Source organism: Nocardioides panacisoli (assembly GCF_039537325.1).
Lineage (GTDB): Bacteria > Actinomycetota > Actinomycetes > Propionibacteriales > Nocardioidaceae > Nocardioides > Nocardioides panacisoli.
The window spans coordinates 1-18,720 of the sequence record NZ_BAABAH010000026.1; the positions used below are offsets into that span (position 1 = coordinate 1).

Annotated in this window: 18 protein-coding genes; 13 read left to right on the forward strand and 5 right to left on the reverse strand. The window is 68.6% G+C overall.

Features of this window, described 5'->3' with window-relative positions; genetic code table 11:
* The 3 genes from ABD709_RS21065 to ABD709_RS21075 form a co-directional block, all read right to left on the reverse strand.
* The coding region (locus tag ABD709_RS21065; RefSeq protein WP_344779031.1) for a hypothetical protein at window positions 1-885 on the reverse strand (885 nt) is incomplete at its 3' end.
* Window positions 885-1,184, reverse strand: coding sequence for a hypothetical protein (locus ABD709_RS21070; protein WP_344779032.1), 300 nt, complete (start codon window positions 1,182-1,184; stop codon window positions 885-887). The genes ABD709_RS21065 and ABD709_RS21070, both read right to left, overlap by 1 nt.
* Before the next feature lie 120 nt (window positions 1,185-1,304).
* On the reverse strand, window positions 1,305-1,841 hold the full coding sequence (locus ABD709_RS21075; protein WP_344779033.1) for a hypothetical protein: 537 nt from the start codon (window positions 1,839-1,841) through the stop codon (window positions 1,305-1,307).
* Here ABD709_RS21075 and ABD709_RS21080 point away from each other — a divergent pair.
* From ABD709_RS21080 to ABD709_RS21100, 5 genes are all read left to right on the forward strand, one after another.
* Complete coding sequence (locus tag ABD709_RS21080) at window positions 1,834-2,832, forward strand: molybdopterin oxidoreductase family protein (protein WP_344779034.1); 999 nt, start codon at window positions 1,834-1,836, stop codon at window positions 2,830-2,832. The genes ABD709_RS21075 and ABD709_RS21080 overlap by 8 nt on opposite strands.
* Window positions 2,832-3,308: a hypothetical protein gene (locus ABD709_RS21085; protein WP_344779035.1), complete on the forward strand. Its 477-nt coding sequence runs from the start codon at window positions 2,832-2,834 to the stop codon at window positions 3,306-3,308. The genes ABD709_RS21080 and ABD709_RS21085 overlap by 1 nt, the downstream gene beginning before the upstream one ends.
* A 198-nt stretch (window positions 3,309-3,506) precedes the next feature.
* Window positions 3,507-3,842 carry a hypothetical protein gene (locus tag ABD709_RS21090; RefSeq protein WP_344779036.1) on the forward strand — a complete coding sequence of 112 codons (336 nt, stop codon included), beginning with the start codon at window positions 3,507-3,509 and terminating at the stop codon, window positions 3,840-3,842.
* Complete coding sequence (locus ABD709_RS21095; RefSeq protein WP_344779037.1) at window positions 3,839-5,068, forward strand: NRAMP family divalent metal transporter; 1,230 nt, start codon at window positions 3,839-3,841, stop codon at window positions 5,066-5,068. The genes ABD709_RS21090 and ABD709_RS21095 overlap by 4 nt, the downstream gene beginning before the upstream one ends.
* A 2-nt stretch (window positions 5,069-5,070) precedes the next feature.
* Window positions 5,071-5,799, forward strand: coding sequence for a hypothetical protein (locus ABD709_RS21100; protein ID WP_344779038.1), 729 nt, complete (start codon window positions 5,071-5,073; stop codon window positions 5,797-5,799).
* 40 nt (window positions 5,800-5,839) lie between these two features.
* Here ABD709_RS21100 and ABD709_RS21105 read toward each other — a convergent pair whose 3' ends face one another.
* Complete coding sequence (locus ABD709_RS21105) at window positions 5,840-6,325, reverse strand: MarR family winged helix-turn-helix transcriptional regulator (RefSeq protein WP_344779039.1); 486 nt, start codon at window positions 6,323-6,325, stop codon at window positions 5,840-5,842.
* A gap of 102 nt (window positions 6,326-6,427) precedes the next feature.
* Here ABD709_RS21105 and ABD709_RS21110 point away from each other — a divergent pair, with 102 nt between their 5' ends.
* Window positions 6,428-7,489: a glucose 1-dehydrogenase gene (locus tag ABD709_RS21110; protein WP_344779040.1), complete on the forward strand. Its 1,062-nt coding sequence runs from the start codon at window positions 6,428-6,430 to the stop codon at window positions 7,487-7,489.
* A complete protein-coding gene (locus tag ABD709_RS21115; RefSeq protein ID WP_344779041.1) occupies window positions 7,482-9,302 on the forward strand; it encodes a glycoside hydrolase family 15 protein in 1,821 nt (606 codons plus the stop codon). Before ABD709_RS21110 ends, ABD709_RS21115 begins: the two co-directional genes overlap by 8 nt.
* A gap of 16 nt (window positions 9,303-9,318) precedes the next feature.
* On the opposite strand, the gene ABD709_RS21120 is transcribed toward ABD709_RS21115, so the two are convergent.
* On the reverse strand, window positions 9,319-10,068 hold the full coding sequence (locus tag ABD709_RS21120; RefSeq protein WP_344779042.1) for a ZIP family metal transporter: 750 nt from the start codon (window positions 10,066-10,068) through the stop codon (window positions 9,319-9,321).
* A gap of 14 nt (window positions 10,069-10,082) precedes the next feature.
* Between ABD709_RS21120 and ABD709_RS21125 the strand changes: the two genes are divergently transcribed.
* The 6 genes from ABD709_RS21125 to ABD709_RS21150 are packed head-to-tail and all read left to right on the forward strand — an operon-like array spanning window position 10,083 to window position 18,242.
* The gene (locus ABD709_RS21125) at window positions 10,083-11,153 is read left to right on the forward strand and encodes an SDR family oxidoreductase (protein ID WP_344779043.1); all 1,071 of its coding nucleotides are present in this window, start codon (window positions 10,083-10,085) and stop codon (window positions 11,151-11,153) included.
* Window positions 11,150-11,515, forward strand: coding sequence for a hypothetical protein (locus ABD709_RS21130; RefSeq protein ID WP_344779044.1), 366 nt, complete (start codon window positions 11,150-11,152; stop codon window positions 11,513-11,515). Before ABD709_RS21125 ends, ABD709_RS21130 begins: the two co-directional genes overlap by 4 nt.
* The gene (locus ABD709_RS21135) at window positions 11,512-14,502 is read left to right on the forward strand and encodes an FAD-binding and (Fe-S)-binding domain-containing protein (RefSeq protein ID WP_344779045.1); all 2,991 of its coding nucleotides are present in this window, start codon (window positions 11,512-11,514) and stop codon (window positions 14,500-14,502) included. Before ABD709_RS21130 ends, ABD709_RS21135 begins: the two co-directional genes overlap by 4 nt.
* A 55-nt stretch (window positions 14,503-14,557) precedes the next feature.
* Entirely contained in the window at window positions 14,558-16,354 is a 1,797-nt protein-coding gene (locus ABD709_RS21140) for a thiamine pyrophosphate-requiring protein (protein ID WP_344779046.1), read from the forward strand.
* Entirely contained in the window at window positions 16,351-17,484 is a 1,134-nt protein-coding gene (locus ABD709_RS21145) for an enolase C-terminal domain-like protein (protein WP_344779047.1), read from the forward strand. The genes ABD709_RS21140 and ABD709_RS21145 overlap by 4 nt, the downstream gene beginning before the upstream one ends.
* Complete coding sequence (locus ABD709_RS21150) at window positions 17,481-18,242, forward strand: hypothetical protein (protein ID WP_344779048.1); 762 nt, start codon at window positions 17,481-17,483, stop codon at window positions 18,240-18,242. Before ABD709_RS21145 ends, ABD709_RS21150 begins: the two co-directional genes overlap by 4 nt.
* Window positions 18,243-18,720 lie beyond the last annotated feature (478 nt).

Genomic DNA, 18,720 nt, shown 5'->3' on the forward strand with positions numbered 1-18,720 from the left:
CCGCCTGGGTGAGGCCTTGGGTGGTGATGGCTGTGATGACCAGCCGCGCTCTCGACACGGGTGAGCATCACGGGCCCGTCTTGCAGATGTCGTGAGACATGCCTTGCAGATGTCCTGAACCAGCACAGTGGGGAAAGCCTTTAGGTGCACCAGGAGGTTGTGCTCGGCTTGAAGCACGCCCGTGATGCCGGGCTTGACCGGCCCGCGGAGCTGCTTGACGGAGGGCCGCCAGCCGGTCTGGTCGACGGTGTAGTCCGGTTGACCGAGGCTCACGTCTAACGCGGTCGCCAAGGCGGCCCAGCCGAGGCTGCGGGTGTGCGGGAGTGACACCCACCCGGGGATGTTGCGGTAGCGGTGATCGAGCACCACGAGGGCCTGGGTGATGGCCGCGACGTCGCCGACGAGTGCTCGAGCTTGCGCCGCCGTCAGCCGGCTCGTCGACACGGGCCCGCCGGTGTCGTGCTCGGCCAACGCAGCGGCCCGCGCAGCTTGCCGCCAATGCTCGACCACGGGGTTCTCCTGCACGGTCGTCAGGAGCTCTAGGGACGCTGCCGAGGCGGACGTCCGCTCCTGGACGTAGCCGAGTCCTCGGGCAAGCTGCTCCACGGGCGTCGGGTCCCGATCTGCGCGCAGGAAGGGGTTGGCAGGTGCGGGCGAGACGGCGCTGAAGGTGAGTGGTGTGGCGGCCAGGACCGTCTGTGCGCACCAGTTGAGGATGGTTCTTCGGTACTGCTGAATGACCTGACCGTCGGCTGCTCGGGCTTCGGCGGAGGCGATCTCGCGGGTGTTGCTTGAGGAGTCGGCGCCCAGTCGCTGCTGGATCCGATGCTGACGAAGTAGCGCGGCCAGCTCGCTGCGCAGAAGGTCGCCGGTCTCGCCGTACATCACCTGGCGTCCAGTGCTCGGGCGTCCTCGAGGATCGCGAGGATCAGCTCGACCCAAAGAACGTCCACCCCATGCTCCTCGAGAGCCTTGATAGCCGCCGCGGCTGCCGGGAGAACGCCGTCTCCAGCCGGGCCCGGCCGCTCGTCGTCGAGGCCGGGAGACTGGTCTCCGTGTACTGCGTCGAGCGTGATAAGCACCTGCTCGTATGCCGAGGACGCCTCATGGGAGTTGGCGTGATCGGACAGAGCCGCGACGTACGAGCGAGCCTGAGCCAGGGCAATCGCGTGTGACTGCAGCATGACTTCCTCCTCATGGATGTGCGCGCCGACCTTCGCGTTGCTCTGGCTTGTCGGAGGACTCGGGTCATCGATCCTGTGGAGAAAGTCGGCCGTCGAGAGTCGCCGAGATCGGTATGTCCGTCACGCGTGGTCGGCGCCGTCGACGATCGCGGCGACCCGCCGTCGGCGAAGGACGTCCGCGCGAACGAACTCATCGAAGTCAGCGGCGCGGTCCAGGATCTGCACCTCGCCGCTCGGCCCGTCGGCCGGCTCACCGGGCCACGGCGTCTGGCGGGTGGGGCGGTCCCGGTCCAGGCGGGTGCCGCAGATGGCCACCCACTCTCGCAGCCGGTGACGGGTCTCAGCGAAGTCACGCATCCACGCGATCGGCGCCGAGGGGGAGGCCGTCTCGTCGAAACAGCTGAGGAAGTGGGTCTGGAGCGCCGAGAGCTCCCAGATCAGCTCATCGTGTCGATGCCAATACGGGGGCACGATCGAGGGCGGCAGTCCGAAGGTCGTCTTGAGCCACCGGACGAACATGTCGAGGTCCGCCCACTCGACCTCGGCGGAATCTGCGTCGAGCAGGTTCCAGTTGATCGGGCCCGGCGGCTCATCGCGTACCCAATCGGCCGCCGGGCCGAGGTCGATGCCATCGTCGAGGTTGTCGCTGATGTCCATTGACGGTGTGGCTCAGATCCCGACCGACGAGATCTTCCTGATGTACGCCCGGGCGATGGGATTCGCCGACCGGGACGGTGCCCCCCTGCCGTCGTGGTCGACCCCGGAGGAGGCGTTCGATGCGTGGCGCGCCGCGACGGCCGGCCGGCCGGTGGACTACACCGGGCTCTCCTATGACAAGCTCCGTGGACCGACGGGAATCCCCTGGCCGGTCAACGACGATGCTCCCGAGGGGACCGACCGCCTCTACACCGACCCCGTGTTTCCCACCGACACCGACCAGTGCGAAACCTACGGTCACGACCTGCTCACCGGAGGCGCGGTCACCGAGCAGGAGCACCGCGCCATGGCCCCGAACGGCCGCGCCTTCCTCAAGGGCGCGCCGTACTCGCCGGCTCACGAGGAGCCCAGCGAGGACTACCCCCTGCTCTACACCACCGGCCGCACGGTCTACCAGTTCCACACCCGAACCAAGACAGGGCGGGCCCGGTCGTTGCACGACGCAGCCCCGGACGCCTGGGTCGAGCTGTCCGAGCCCGATGCCGAGGCGCTGGGCATCAGTGAGGGCGACATCGTGAGAGTCGAGTCACCCCGCGGTGCCATCGAGGTGCGCGCCCGGGTCGGCCAGGTGATGGCAGGAGCCGTTTTCGCGCCGTTCCACTACGGCTCCTGGGACCTCGACGACGTCGCGCCCGACCAGCAGCACCGCCAGGCCAACGAGCTCACCATGACCGTCTGGGACCCGGTGTCGAAACAGCCCTACTTCAAGACCGCCGCCTGCCGGGTCAGTCGGGTGCGGGCCGGCGACGGTCCGGCCCCGGCGCCCACCACCGCCGCCTCCGCCCCCGCACGCAAGGGCTCTGTACCGCCCACCGCCGGCGGTGAACCCACGACTTCCCAGGTCCTCGTCGATACCCCCCGCTATCCGAACGACCCCGCGGCCGGCACGGCGCACCCGGCCCCCACCCGGACGATCGCGGGGCGGCCCTGATGCCGCACCTGAGCACCTACGTCGGCCTCGCCGACCACAGCGAGAAGACCCTTGCCGACTCCTTCCGAGCAGTCGCTGAGGGCCATGCGCGCGAGGCCGATGTCTTCCACACCTGCCACCTGCTCGCCCAGTGGAGCGACGACCACCGCGAGCGCCTCGCCCCGGTCATCGACCGGTACGGCGAGGACGAAAGCGTCAGCGAACCCGAACGCCTCCACGCCGACGGGCTCGCCGAGGTTCGCTCCGGTCCCGTCGGCCTACTGCGTGACCTCCAGGACCTCTACGTGCTGGCGAGTCTGGTGCAGACGACGTGGACCGTGGTGGCGCAGGGCGCCCAAGGACTGCGCGACCGCGAGCTGCTCGCCGTCGCGACCTCCTCGAACGCGGAGACATCCCGCCAGCTCTCTTGGCTCAACACCCGGATGAAAGCCGCCGCACCGCAAGCGCTCATCGTCGATCCACGAAGCTCGAGCTGACGACAGACACCTTATTTGCGTTGGAGCATGTATTTCGGGTACTCCAGAGTCGTGCTGCCGAACGCTTCCCCAGAGCCGGGTCCCTTCCGGCCAGGCCGAGTGATCGCTCTCATACTGCTGTTGTCGTGCGTCCTCTCAGCGTCTGCGTGCGGGACCGTCGAGGAGTCGGACCCGGAGGACTGGGACGAATCGGCGAGGGTGGCGCTGGGTGACGCCTCCAGCCAGCTCTCGACCGTCCGGCTCATCCTCGAGACCGAGCGCCGCGACGACACCTGGCACGGCTATGCCGTGGTGGTGCTCGCTGACGCCGAGAAGTCCGCGGGCAAGGACGCGGACACGGTCAGCGCGCTCCAGGCGCCGCCGGACCGGACCAAGCTCTCGTCGAAGGTGAGCGATCTGCTGACCCGGGCCTCGGACCTGGTCCAGCAGGCGCGGGAGACGGTCGTCGCGCACCACGAGGTCGACCAGAAGCTGCTCCAGCAGCTGCAGTCGCTCAGCGACCGGCTCGACACCGAGGAGAAGTCGCTGCGATGAAGAAGTACTTCGCGGTCTTCCTCGGCGTGCTCACCGCCATCGGCGGGTTCGTCGACATCGGCGACCTCGTCACCAACGGCGTCGTCGGCTCCCGGTTCGGGATGTCGCTCGCGTGGGCCACGATCGTCGGAGTCGTGGGCATCTGCGTCTTCTCGGAGATGTGCGGGCGGATCGCCGCGGTCAGCCACCGCGCGGTGTTCGACCTGGTGCGCGAGCGGCTCGGGCCCCGGGTGGGCTTCCTCAACCTCTTCGGCTCGCTGCTGGTGACGCTGCTGACCTTCATCGCGGAGATCGGCGGTGTCGCGCTCGCCCTCCAGCTGGTGACCTCGGTCTACTACCTGCTCTGGGTGCCGTTCGTCGCGGTCCTGGTCTGGCTCATCCTGTGGCGGGCGAAGTTCTCGACGATGGAGAACGTGCTCGGCATGGTCGGCCTCGCACTGATCGTCTTCGCCGTCGCGCTCTGGCAGCTGCATCCCGACTGGGGCCACCTCGCGCACCAGGCCGCGACGCTCCACAAGCCGGGCGGGGAGACCTGGCCCGTCTACTGGTACTACGCGGTCGCGCTCTTCGGCGCGGCGATGACGCCGTACGAGGTCTTCTTCTTCTCCTCCGGCGGTGTCGAGGAGCGGTGGACCGATAAGGACATCGGCGTGATGCGGGCCAACGTCCTGATCGGCTTCCCGCTCGGTGGTCTGCTGTCGCTCGCGATCGCCGGCGTCGCGACCGTCGTCCTGCTCCCGGCCGGGATCTCGGTCGACACCCTCGGGCAGGTCGGCCTGCCGGTCGCCGTCGCGCTCGGGAAGATCGGCCTCGCCGTCGCGGTGCTCGGGTTCGTCGCCGCGACGCTGGGCGCGGCCTGCGAGACCGGTCTGTCGGTCGGCTACTCGGCGGCGCAGTACTTCGGCTTCCAGTGGGGCAAGTACGTCAAGCCCAAGGAGGCCGCCCTCTTCCACGCGCTCATCCTGCTCTCGATCGTCGTCGCGGCCGGCGTGCTGATGACGGCCGTCGACCCGATCCTGGTCACCGAGTTCTCGGTGGTGTTCTCGGCCATCGCGCTGCCCCTGACCTACTTCCCGATCCTGGTGGTCGCCAACGACCCCGACTACATGGGCAAGCACGTCAACGGCCGGCTCGCGAACGTGGTCGGCACCGTGTTCCTCGGCCTGGTCGTGGTCGCCTCGGTCGCCGCGATCCCGCTGATGGTCATCACGAAGATGGGGCGATAGCGATGCGCGACTACGAGCCACCCCCGCACCGCGGCCCGCTCGAGCCGTGGCCCGACACCGAGTACGACGCCGCCCTGCACCTGCTGGACCGGCAGATCGTCGCGCGCGACGGCAGGCTGGTCGGCAAGGTCGACGACGTCGAGCTAACGGTCGATCCCGACGGTGCGCTGGTCCCCACCGGGCTGCTGGTCGGCGGGGCCGCCCTGCTGCCACGGTTCGGCGGCCGGCTCGGGTCCTGGCTCTCCGCGCGGCACGAACAGATCGCCGTGGCGCGGGCCGACCGGACGACGCCGTACGTCGTCGACATCGGCCTGGTCGACGGGGTGAGCAGCGAGGTGCACGTCAGCGAGCTCCGCGAGGGGCTGCTCGCTCGCCGTACGCCTGACCCGGAGGGGCCGACCCGCCACCGGCTCGGCGAGCTCCTCGAGATGGAGGTCCGGATGCCCGCGGGCTCCACGGGCCGTTCGAAGGTCCACGTGCTCGACGTGAAGATCACGCCCGACGCCGGCACCCAGCACGTGTCCGCGCTGGTCGTCGGTCCGGGCCGTCCGGGGTCGCTGCTCGGCTACGACCGCCGTGACGACCAGGGACCGTTGCTGGTGGCCGCCGTCGTCCGCCGCCTGCACCGGCACGCCCGCGTCGTCGAGCTCGGCCACGACGTCGACATCGTCTGGGCCACCGGCGAGGTCCGGGTCGGGCCCGGTGCGACGATCCGCCCGCTGCGCGGCTGACGCGCGCCGGTTCCCCGCGATTCGTCGGGTACCGCTTCGGTCAGTCGAGCCACGCGAGGAGATGTTGATCGGGATGGTCGGGTGAATCCTGCCCCTCGCTCATCGCGGCCGCAACGTTGAATGCGCGCAAGGATTCCGCGAGCGTCCGTCGGTCCGCCGGCGCCATGCGTGCGACTACGCCGAGCAGCTCATTTCGTCGAACCTTCATGACCGAGTCCACCAGCCGCTTTCCGGCTGGTGAAAGGTTCAGCACCACCCGTCGGCGGTCGTCGGCGGATTCTTCTCTGAACACCAGGCCGCTGGTGACCAGCCGCTCGCAGGTTCGGCTGGCGTTCGAAGCATTGACGCCGAGGCCCTGCGCCACCGCATTCACACTGAGGCCCTGTGCCGCGGACACCATGACGAGCACCCGCAACTGCGGGACGGTGAGCTTCTGATCGACGGCACTCAGTGATCGAACCACCGCAGCAGTGATGACACGGCTCGCGGCCATGACCTCCTCGGCGAGGACGGGCTTCCCACTCATGGCCTGCACTCTAACCATCGCGGTGCAATGTTTGCGTTAGAGCAATGATATTGGGTAACTCTGATTCATGGAAACCATGACACTGACCGGTGGACACGGGCTATGCGAGCGCTGACTGCACTTCCGGGACACGCAGGAAGCCATCGGGTCGAGGAGCGGCCGCCTCCTGTTGCGCAGGAAGGCGAGCTGCTGGTTGAGGCGGTTGCCGTCGGGGTGTGCGGTACGGATCGGGAGATTCTGGCCGGTGACTACGGGTGGGCGCCGCCCGGCCGGGAGCGCCTCGTCATTGGGCATGAATCACTCGGGAGGGTGCTCGAGGCACCTACGAGCAGCCCTTTCTCGCCAGGCAGCACGGTGGTCGGAGTGGTGCGGCGACCCGATCCGGTCCCCTGCGGCGCCTGCGCCGCCGGTGAGTTCGACATGTGCCGCAACGGTCGCTACCGGGAGCGCGGCATCAAGGAGATGGACGGCTACGCCGCCGAGCGGTGGACAGTCCCCGAAGACTTTGCCGTGGCGGTCGACCCCGCATTGGGCCTTCGGGGGGTACTCACCGAACCTGCCAGTGTCGTCGCCAAGGCATGGGAGCAGATCGAGGCTGTCGGACGACGAGCCTGGTTCTCCCCCCGCTCGGTGCTCGTCACGGGCGCTGGCCCGATCGGACTCCTGGCGGCGCTGATGGGGGTGCAGCGGGAGCTGGATGTCCATGTCCTCGACAGGGTCGCCGATGGACCGAAGCCCGACTTGGTGTCCGACCTCGGCGCCCACTATCACCACGCCCCGATGGCCGAGGTCACCGCCGGCCTGCAGCCCGACATCGTGATCGAGGGAACGGGCGTTGCATCTCTTGTCTTCGACGGCATCTCCGGCACCGGCCCGTACGGGATCGTGTGCCTCACCGGGGTCTCCTCCGGCGGTAGGTCGCTGCAGGTCGACGCCGGTGCACTGAACCGCGAGCTGGTCTTGGAGAACGATGCGGTCATCGGCTCTGTCAACGCGAACCAGCGTCACTTCGAGCTGGCAGCTCGAGCGCTGGCCCAGGCAGAGCCCGGCTGGCTGGACGGGCTGATCACGCGCACGGTGCCACTGGACCACTACGAGGACGTGGTCGAGCCGGACCCGGCGGACGTCAAGGTAGTGCTCACCTTTGGGGACGCCCATGAGTGAACGCACCGCGACCAGCAAACCGATCGAGGACTACGCCCTGCTCGGCAACCTGCGGACGGCGGCTCTGGTCGCACGCGACGGATCCATCGACTGGCTGTGCCTCCCGCGCTTCGACTCGGGCGCATGCTTCGCGTCGCTGCTCGACACGCCGGATGCCGGGCGCTGGCGGATCGCGCCGGTCGGCGCGACGAGCGTGTCCAGGCGGGACTACGTGGAGGATTCGCTCGTACTCGAGAGCCGGTGGGACTCCGAGACCGGAGCGGTCCGTGTGCTCGACTTCCTGCCGTTGCACGGCGACACGGTCGACGTCGTGCGGGTGGTGGAGGGGCTGAGCGGCACCGTTGAGATGGAGAGCGAGGTCCGCCTCCGGTTTGACTACGGGGATGTGCGCCCGTGGGTGCGCTGCGAGGGTCACACCGCTGAGGCGGTGGCCGGTCCTCATGCAGCCTGGTTGCGATCCCCCACGCCGCTGGAGCACCACGATGGGTCCCTCTGCAGCCGGTGGCGGGTCTCGGCGGGTGATCGCGCCGCGTTCGTGCTGAGCTACCAGGCCTCGCACCTCGACGAGCCGGCAACACTCGATCCGCACCGGGCGCTGGTGGAGACACTCGGCTGGTGGCGCTCGTGGATGAGCCAGTGCTCCTACCAGGGCCGCTGGCAGGACGAGGTGCGTCGCTCCCTGGTGATCCTCAAGGGGCTCACCTACGAGCCCACCGGCGGGATCCTTGCCGCCGCGACGACATCCCTGCCCGAGGACCCGGGCGGCGTACGAAACTGGGACTACCGGTTCTGTTGGCTGCGGGACGCCACCTTCACGCTGCAAGCGCTGCTCGGCACCGGGTTCACCGCCGAGGCCAAGGCGTGGCGGGAGTGGCTCGTTAGGGCGGTGGCGGGCGACCCCGCCCGCTTGCAGATCATGTATGCCCTGGATGGGAGCCGCCAGATGGCCGAGCGGGAGCTGGACTGGCTCGCCGGTCACGGTGGGGCGCGGCCGGTCCGGGTCGGCAATGCCGCCGCTGAGCAGTTCCAGCTCGACGTGTGGGGCGAGATCCTCGACGGTCTGCACCTGGCCCGGGAGTCCGGCCTGCAAGTCACCGAAACTGCTTGGGACCTCCAACTGGCTCTGCTGGACTGGTTGGAGGGTCACTGGCAGGAGCCGGACAACGGGTTGTGGGAGGTGCGTGGCCCTCGACGCGACTTCGTGCACTCCAAGGTGATGGCGTGGGCGGGGCTCGACCGGGCGGTGCGCAGCGTCGAGAGGCATGGCCTCGACGGACCGGTCGACCGGTGGCGGGCTACCCGGGACCAGATCCACGCCGAGGTGTGTGCCAGGGGTTTCGACACCGAAAGGGACACGTTCACCCAGTCGTACGGCTCTAAGGGTCTCGATGCCGCTCTGCTGCTGATACCCCGAGTCGGTTTCCTGCCCTGGGACGACCCACGGGTTATCGGCACGATCGATGCGGTCCAGCGGCAGCTCACCTCAGACGGGTTCCTGTTGCGCTACGACCCCGACGAGGACGAGGGCGACGGTCTTCCGGGCAGCGAGGGCGTGTTCCTGGCCTGCACGTTCTGGCTGGCCGACGCGCTGCATGGCGCGGCTCGTCACGAGGAGGCCGAGGAGGTCTTCGCTCGGCTGGCCGGCCTTCGCAACGACGTCGGCATGCTTAGCGAGGAGTACGACATCAAGGCTCACCGGCAGCTCGGCAACACTCCCCAGGCCTACTCGCTCGTCGGGCTGGTCAACACTGCGCGGCACCTGAGCGGCACCCATACCCGCACGTCCGCCAACCGAGGAGATCAGGGGTTCTAGGACGGACTGCGCTGTTTCAGACCCGTTCGATCCCGAACGCGACGATGAATCCGAGGGTCGCGATCAGGCCCGCGTACATGTGCGTGCGCTCGAACGCCTCGGGGATCATCGTGTCCGCGACCATGGCCAGGATCGCGCCGGCTGCGACCGCCGTGATCACAGCGATCAGCTCCGGCGCTGCGTCCTGAAGCAGCAAGCATCCGAGCAGCCCGGCGACACCGCTCGCGACCGCGATCCCGACCCAGACCCCGAAGACATATCGGGCACTTCGGCCGTTGCGCTTCATCCCGGCGGCGCTGGAGAGCCCTTCCGGGAGGTTGGAGATGAAGATCGCGGCCAGGACCGGTACGCCGATGCCGCCGCCGCCCAGCAGGCTCAGTCCGAGAACGACGGACTCGGGGATCCCGTCGAGCAGGGCGCCGACAGCGATCGCAGCCCCGCTGCCCGAATGCTCCTCCTCCGACGGCTGCTGGGAGCCGGAACGCTTGCGATGCCGGGCGCCACGCCGCGCAAGGACGAGGTTGGCCGCGACGTAGACACCCGCGCCGCCCAGGAACCCCGCCACCGTGGGCCACAGACCGCCGGTGGTCTCCGCCTCATCGACCAAGTCGAACGAGAGCGCGGAGATCAGCACCCCCGCCCCGAAGGCCATCACGCTGGCGACCAGGCCGTGCGACACGCGTGTCATCCACGCCACCAGAGCGCCGAGGACCAGTGCGCCTCCGGCGAGCAGCCCCCAGAGGCCCGCTTGGAGCCAGATCGCCATCGTTCCGTCCTTCCTTGACCCGAGCATCCGTCCGAGCCAATGCCGTCCGCTCCAACTTCTACCGGTATGTCATCGCCGCCAATGGCTATTGTTGCATACGTGCAGTGTTTGCGATTACGCATCTATTACGCACCTGCAGAGGAGGACCGTTGAGCGGACATCACTACGTCCCCCGCGTCGTCGTCGTCACCGGCGCGTCCGGGGGCATCGGCAGGGCAACCGCCCGCATGCTCGGGGGGCGCGGCTACCAGGTTGCACTCCTAGCACGCGGCGAGACCGGGCTGAGCGGGGCAGCCCAAGATGTCGAAGCGGCGGGCGGGACCGCGCTGCCCATCGCAACCGACACCGCCGACCACCGTGGCGTCGAGGCGGCCGCTGATCGGATCGAGGCCGAGCTCGGACCGATCGACGTCTGGGTGAACGTGGCCTTCACCTCGGTCTTCGCTCGTTTCGACGACATCGAGCCAGAGGAGTACCGACGAGTCACCGACGTGACCTACCACGGCTACGTCAACGGCACCCGGGCAGCACTCGCCCGGATGCGGCCGCGCAACCACGGGGTCATCGTCCAGGTCGGGTCGGCACTCGGCCACCGGGGTATCCCGCTCCAGACTGCCTACTGCGGCGCCAAGCACGCCATCGAAGGCTTCCACGAGGCGCTGCGGACTGAGCTCATGCACGAGGACAGCAACATCAAGGTGACGATCGTCGAGATGCCAGCTGTCAACACACCGCAGTTCTCCTGGGTGCTCTCACGGCTCCCACAAAAGGCGCAACCCGTTCCCCCGATCTATCAACCGGAAGTCGCCGCCCGCGGCGTCCTGAAGGCAATCGACCATCCCCAACGGCGAGCGCGCTGGGTCGGGCTCAGCACCGCCGGCACGATCCTCGCCAACCGGGTGGCCGGTGGACTCCTGGACCGCTATTTGGCCCACACCGGGTTCTCCTCCCAGCAGACCGACCAACCCCGCGACACCGACCAGCCCTCGAACCTTTGGGAGCCCGTCGACGGATCCGACGGCCGTGACTTCGGCGCCCATGGCGCCTTCGATGAACGCTCCCACGGCGCGGGGTGGATCGGATGACCGGGCGCCGACCGGCTGATCTGGCCCGTCTGGGACTGGGGGCCGCCGCACTCCTCGATCCACGAGCCGTGCTGCGAGCCAGCGGAGCCTACGACCGCCGCTTGCCACGACGCCTCACCCGTCTGCTCGGGCTGCGTGTGCTGGCCCAGGCCGCCGCCGGTCTGGCCGTCCGGGATCGCCGCGTCCCTCTGAGCGACGCGGTCGTCGAGCTCACCCACGCAGCCACCACCCTCGGTCTCGCGGCCCTCTCGCCCGGCTACCGGCGGCTCGCGCTGACAAGCGGGATCGTGGCGGCCTGTTTCGCGGCCGCCGATCTGCGCAGCTTCGCATCATGGCCTCCCCGCGAGGTGATCATCCGGTGAACTCTCTTCTGCTGGACTCGACGTTGGCTTCGGCCGAGCGCGAGCTGCGCGAGCAGGTCGACGGCGACGTCCGGTTCGACCCCGGAACGCGGGCCGCCTACTCCACCGACGCCTCGAACTTCCGACAGGTGCCGATCGCCGTGGTGACGCCGAGGACGGTCGAGGCAGCGGCCATGGCCGTGGCCGTGTGCCAGCGCCACGGGCTGCCGATCGTCTCGCGCGGCGGCGGCACCAGCCTCGCCGGACAGTGCTGCAACGAGGCCGTCGTCATCGACTTCTCCCGCCACTGCAACCGCCTGCTCTCCGTCGACCCCGGGGCTCGCACCTGTGTGGTGGAGCCCGGGATCGTCCTCGACGACCTCAATCGACAGCTCGCGCCGACCGGCCTGCGCTACGGCCCCGAGCCAGCCACCCATCCCAACTGCACCCTCGGCGGAATGATCGGGAACAACTCCTGCGGGGCGACCGCGCAACGCACTGGCAAGGTCGTCGACAACATCGTCTCCCTCGACGTTCTCCTGCACGACGGCACCCGCTTCACTGCTCGCCGCCTCGACGACGAGCAGTACACCGCGGTCGTCACCGGCGTCACCGGCGTCACCGGAGCGGGCCAGCGCGTCGCCGAGATCCACCGCGAGCTCCGTCGGATCCGCGAGGAGCATGCCGACCTGATCCGCGAGCGCTACCCCGACATCCCTCGACGGGTCTCCGGCTACAACCTCGACTCGCTGCTCCCCGAGCATGGCTTCGACATCGCAGGGTTCCTGGTCGGCAGCGAGGCCACGCTCGTGACGGTCCTGCGCGCCGAGCTCAAGCTGGTCCCGGTCGTCACGGCCCGCACCCTGGTTGTCCTCGGGTACGACGACATCGCCTCGGCTGCGGACGCCGTACCCGCGGTCGTCGAGCATCAACCGATCGCGCTCGAAGGCATCGACCACTACCTGCTCCACGACCAGAGGCTCAAGGGCATGAACATTGATGCCCTCGACCAGCTCCCCGAGGGCCGCGGCTTCTTGATGGTGCAGTTCGGTGGAGAGGACCAGGACGAGGCCGACAACCGAGCCCACGCCATGCTCGACGCGATTGACCGCGGACCCGAGGACGCCGACGTCTCCTTCTACGACGACCCCGCCGTGGAGGACGAGTTCTGGCTGGTGCGCGAGTCCGGTCTCGGGGCGACCGCCCATGTGCCCCACAAACCCGACACCTTCGAGGGTTGGGAAGACTCCGCGGTGCCGGTGCACCGCCTCGGCGACTACCTGCGCGACCTGCGCGACCTCTACGAGGAGTTCGGCTACGCCAGCGACACCGGGCCCAGCCTCTACGGCCACTTCGGCCAAGGCTGCGTCCACACCCGCATCCCGTTCGACCTCTTCACCACCGAGGGCGTGGCTACCTACCGCCGCTTCATGGAACGCGCCGCGGACCTGTGTGTCTCCTACGGCGGCTCGCTGTCAGGCGAGCACGGCGACGGCCAGAGCCGCGGGGAGCTGCTGAAAATCATGTTCGGCGATCAGGTCGTCGGCCTCTTTGAACAGGTCAAGGCCCTCTTCGACCCCGAGGATTTGATGAACCCCGGCAAGGTCGTGCATCCGGCGGCACTCGATGCCCACCTTCGTTTGGGCGGCACCTGGGCGCCCCGCCAGACGCGATCTCTCTACTTCGACTTCCCCCAGGACGGGCACTCCTTCATCCAGGCCGCCGACCGCTGCGTCGGAGTCGGCAAGTGCCGCCAGTACAGCCACGAGGGCGGACAGGTGATGTGCCCCTCCTACCAGGCCACCGGCGAGGAGCAGCACGCCACCCGCGGCCGCGCACGCCTGTTGTTCGAGATGCTCAACGGTCACGGCGACAGCCCGATCACCGACGGTTGGCGCTCGCAGGAGGTCAAGGAGGCCCTCGACCTGTGCCTGGCGTGCAAGGGCTGCAAGGCCGACTGCCCGGCCTCGGTGGACATGGCCACCTACAAGGCGGAGTTCCTCGCCCAGCACTACCGCCACCGGCTGCGCCCCCGTGCCGACTACGTCACCGGGTGGCTGCCGACCGGGGTCCGCGCCCTCGATCGCCTCCACCTCCAACCCCTCGTCAACCGGCTAGCCGGCATCCGCCCCTTACGCAGGGCCGGCTCCCGGCTGGCCGGTCTCGAGGACCGCGACGCACCCCGGCTAGCCGCCCAGACCCTGCAGGCCTGGGCGGCTCAACGCGCCAGATCAGTGCGAAGGCTGCGGTCCGTCGATGCCGACCGGACCAAGCGCGGGAAGGTGATGCTGTTCCCTGACACCTTCACCAACTACTTTCACCCCGACGTCGGACGCGCCGCGGTCGCGGTCCTTGAAGATGCCGGCTGGCAGGTGGAAATCCCTATCGAACCGCTCTGCTGCGGCCTGACCTGGATCTCGACCGGGCAGCTGGACGTCGCCAAGCGCCGACTACGCCGGACCGTCAACGCGCTCGCACCACACGTACGGTCCGGTGGGCTCGTCGTCGGGCTGGAGCCCAGCTGCACCAGCGTGTTCCGCTCCGACGCCAAAGAGCTGTTCGCCGCAGACCCCGACGTGGACCGGCTCAAGGAGCACACCGTCACCTTTGCCGAGCTGCTGCTGCACCACAGCGACGGCTGGCAACCGCCCCGCCTGGACGGCACCCACGGGCTGGCGCAGGTGCATTGCCACCAGCACGCCGTGCTCGGGTGGGACGTCGACCGCCAGCTCCTCGAGAAGACTGGCGCCGACGTCGAGCGACTCGACTCCGGGTGTTGCGGTCTGGCCGGGAACTTCGGCTTCACCGCCGGCCACGGCGCGGTCAGCGAGGCATGCGCCGAGCAGGTCCTGCTGCCCCGCCTGCGCCAGGCCCCCCACGACACGATCACTTTGGCGGACGGCTTCTCCTGCCGCACCCAGATCGAGCAGCTCGACAGCGGCGGCAAGCAGGCCCAGCACCTCGCCCAGCTGCTGGCCAGAGCACTCGACCAGGACCACCCCAGCTAGCCGATCAAGAACCCGCACCCGACCCGGGTGCCGACCGACCCGGAAGGAGCATGACATGGCAACCGTCGCCGACCAGTTGCTGAATCGCCTCAGGGAATGGGGGGTGGAGCAAATCTTCGGCTACCCCGGGGACGGCATCAACGGCATCCTGGGCGCGCTCTCCCGGGCCGAGGACCAACCTCGATTCATCCAGTCCAGACACGAGGAAATGTCGGCCTTCGAGGCAGTGGGCTACGCCAAGTTCACCGGCCGGCCCGCGATCTGCATGGCCACCTCTGGGCCGGGCGCCATCCATCTCCTCAACGGCCTCTATGACGCCAAGCTCGACCACGTGCCGGTCGTCGCCGTTGTCGGACAGACCGCACGCACCGCAATGGGCGGTAGCTACCAGCAGGAGGTCGACCTGCTGAACCTGTTCAAGGACGTGGCCAGCGACTACCTCCAGATGGTGACCGTGCCCGAGCAGTTGCCCAACGTCATCGACCGCGCGATCCGGACCGCGATGATCCGCCGGGCGCCCACTGCGATCATCATCCCCAGCGACGTCCAGGAGCTCGAGTACACCGCCCCGACGCACGCCTTCAAGATGGTGCCCTCGAGCCTCGGCCTGACTGCGCCCGCGGTCGCTCCCGATGCCGATGGCCTCGCCCAGGCGGCCGAGGTTCTCAACGCCGGGAAGAAGGTCGCCGTCCTGGTCGGCCAGGGCGCGCGCCACGCCGTGGCAGAACTCACCGAGGTCGTCGACCTCCTCGGCGCCGGCGTCGCCAAGGCGCTGCTGGGCAAGGACGTCCTCAGCGACGAGTTGCCCTGGGTCACCGGCTCCATCGGCCTTCTCGGCACTCGACCGAGCTACGAGATGATGCGCGACTGCGACACTCTGCTCACGGTCGGATCCAGCTTCCCCTACACCCAGTTCATGCCCGAACCCGGCCAGGTCCGCGCCGTTCAGATCGACATCGACGGCGCCATGATCGGGATGCGCTACGACTACGAGGTCAACCTCGTCGCGGACGCAGCAGGTGCCCTGCGCGCACTGATCCCTCTCCTGGAGCGCAAGCAGGAACGCTCCTGGCAGGAGGACATCTGCGCACAGGTTGCGCGCTGGTGGGATGTCATGGACGGCGAGGCGCACGTCTCGGCTGAACCGGTGAACCCGATGCGGATCTTCAGCGAATTCTCCGCCGAGGCACCCCTCGATGCGATCATCGCCGCGGACAGCGGTTCCGCGGCCAACTGGTACGCCCGGCAGGTCAAGATGCGCGGCACCATGCGTGGCAGCCTCTCAGGAAACTTAGCCACGATGGGCCCCGCGGTGCCTTACGCGATCGGCGCAAAGTTCGCCCACCCCGACCGCCCCGTCGTCGCCTTCACCGGCGACGGCGCGATGCAGATGAACGGCCTGGCCGAGCTCATCACGATCTCCCGGTACTGGCAGTCCTGGACCGACCCCCGCCTCGTCGTCGCCGTCCTGCACAACAACGACCTGAACCAGGTCACCTGGGAGCTGCGCGCGATGGGCGGCACCCCGAAGTTCGTGGAGTCCCAGGCACTACCCGACGTCTCCTACGCCGAGTTCGCAACCTCCCTCGGCCTCGGCGCGATCACCATCACCGACCCCGATGAGCTCACGGGCGCCTGGAAGACGGCACTGAACGCCGACCGTCCCTACGTCCTGGACGTGCGCTGCGACCCCGACGTCCCGCCCATCCCGCCACACGCGACGCTGGACCAGATGACCGCCTCCGCCAAAGCTCTCATCAAGGGTGACCCGAGCCGATGGGGCGTAATCAAGGAAGGCCTCAAGACCAAGGCGCAGGAGCTGCTCCCCCAGTCGGGCGACGAGCAGCCGTGAGCGCGAAGGTCACCGATGTCCGCGTCGCCGCCTATACCGTTCCCACCGACGCCCCCGAAGGCGACGGAACGCTGACCTGGGACCGCACGACCATCGTGGTCGTGCATGCCCACGGGGGTGGACAGGTCGGCACCGGCTACACCTACGCGCCCCGCGCCGCGGTCACCGTGATCGATGACCTGCTGGCACCGGTGGTGATGGGGAGCGACGCGCTCGAGGTCGAGGGCACCTGGCAAGCAATGGTCCGGGCCATCCGCAACGCCGGCCGCCACGGGCTCGTCGGAATGGCCATCTCCGCGGTCGACATCGCCCTGTGGGACCTGGCCGCTCGAATCCTCGACAAACCGCTCACCGCGCTGTGGACCGACCCCGCCACACAACGCACACCGGGCGATTCCGCCGACGCAGCCTTTCCGCCCGACGCGGTCGAAATCTACGGCAGCGGCGGATTCACCACCTACGACGATCGCCAGCTCCGCAGACAGCTGGCGCGATGGCTCGAGCTGGGGTGCGACAAAGTCAAGATCAAGATCGCAGAGGATTGGGGCAGCCACCGTGAGCGCGACCTCGACCGCACCCGAGTCGCCCAACAAGTCGTCGGCGACCACGCCACCGTGTTCGTCGACGCCAACGGCGGCTACACCATCGAGCAGGCCTGTGGCGTCGGTGACTTCCTCGACACGCTCGGAGTCACCTGGTTCGAGGAACCCGTCAGTTCCGAGGACCACGAGGGCCTCAGCATTGTGCGGGACCGCGTCCGCGCCGACGTCGCCGCGGGTGAGTACGCCGCCGACCTGGCCGACTGCCTCCACCTCGCTCCGCACGTGGATTGTCTCCAGATCGACGCCACCCGCTGCGGCGGCTACACAGAGTGGCGTCGCATCGCCAGCCACCCAACACTCACCGAAATCGAGTTGTCCGGCCACTGCGCACCCCACATCACCCTCCCAGCCGCTGCAACCACCGCTCGGCTCCGTCACCTGGAGTACTTCCACGACCACGAACGGATCGAGCGACTGCTCTTCGACGGCTGCCCCGACCCCGTTGGCGGCACATTGCGCTCAGCAGACGGACCCGGACACGGGCTGACTCTCCGGGCAACTGACGCCGAGGGGTACCGCGTCGCATGAGCTCCCATGCACGACAACACCTCACTAGACCGCGCTGGATCTGGTCAGGGCTGCTGTTAGCGATCATCGGCACGATCACCGCCGGGTTCGGGGTAGACAACGGGTCCTGGACCTGGTCGTTGATCGGCACCGGTCTCCTCGTGCTCGGAAGCGCCGTAGCGATCGCTGGCGGCGTGATCTACGACGTACACACCAGCGCGCCACGAGGAGAGCTCACGGCCATCCTTCGAGGCGGCATCCGGCCGGGGGTAGCTCCAGGCGGCACCGGATCCACACCTGGCAGTCGTCGCCGCGCCCGCGAGGCCGAGAGGCGTCTCGACGCACTCGAGAAAGCCACGATTCAGACTCCGCGCCCCTACCCCATCGGCCCCGCCGCTCTCGCGATGCTGCTTATAGCCTTGTTCCTCCTTGTCTCCCAGTGGGAGCTCTACCCCACCGAGTTTCCCGGCCAGAGCAACGCCAACCGTGCCCTCGCATGCGCCATCGTTTTTGCGCTGTGCGGCTTCCGGATCCTGCTGGGGCAGCCGGGTCAGGCTCACCGGATCTCGGCGGCACTGGCCGGGCTGTCCGGCGTCGCCCTGTTGCTCAACGGGCTGTTAGCGGCCCACGACCGAACCGCCGCGGCAGGGGCAGAGGCCATCTGCGGAGCCGTAGCTGTTGGCGCGGCGCTCCTGGTGGCGGCTCACCAACCGGCAACCAACGGAGGAGATCACCCAGGATCAGCAGAATCTCCGCGCCAACAGGACATGGGGCGCTGAGGAATGGACGAGCCGACAACTAGGACAACGGACCAGATCACCCCCGACGCGCCACCTCGCGCCGATTACCACGGAGCGGGCATCAACCCTCGGAGCGGGGATATGGGTACGGCTACCGGCCCGAGCGCCCGCTTGAGCAACAGGTCCTGCTCCCTAGTGTCCGGGGATTGCTCAGCGATGCTGACGGTCGAGGTTTCGGCTATGCCCTGAGCATGTCAAGCAGAACTGACCCCCCGCCGACTGCCAGCTGCGGTACCCACCGATCTCAAGGGGAGACATCCGAAGGCGTCGTCGATCAGCCGGGGATCTCGTCGGGGCCGTGGCCGTAGCTGTGCCGTTCGACGATCTCGCCCTGAATCGCCCCGGGTTTCGTGGAGGCTCGGTTACTTGGAACCAGCCCCGGTCGGGACGGGTGTCTGAGGGTAGTTCTCGGACCTGACTGCGGCCCAGTGGTTGGCCTCGAGCTCGGCGGGCGGGA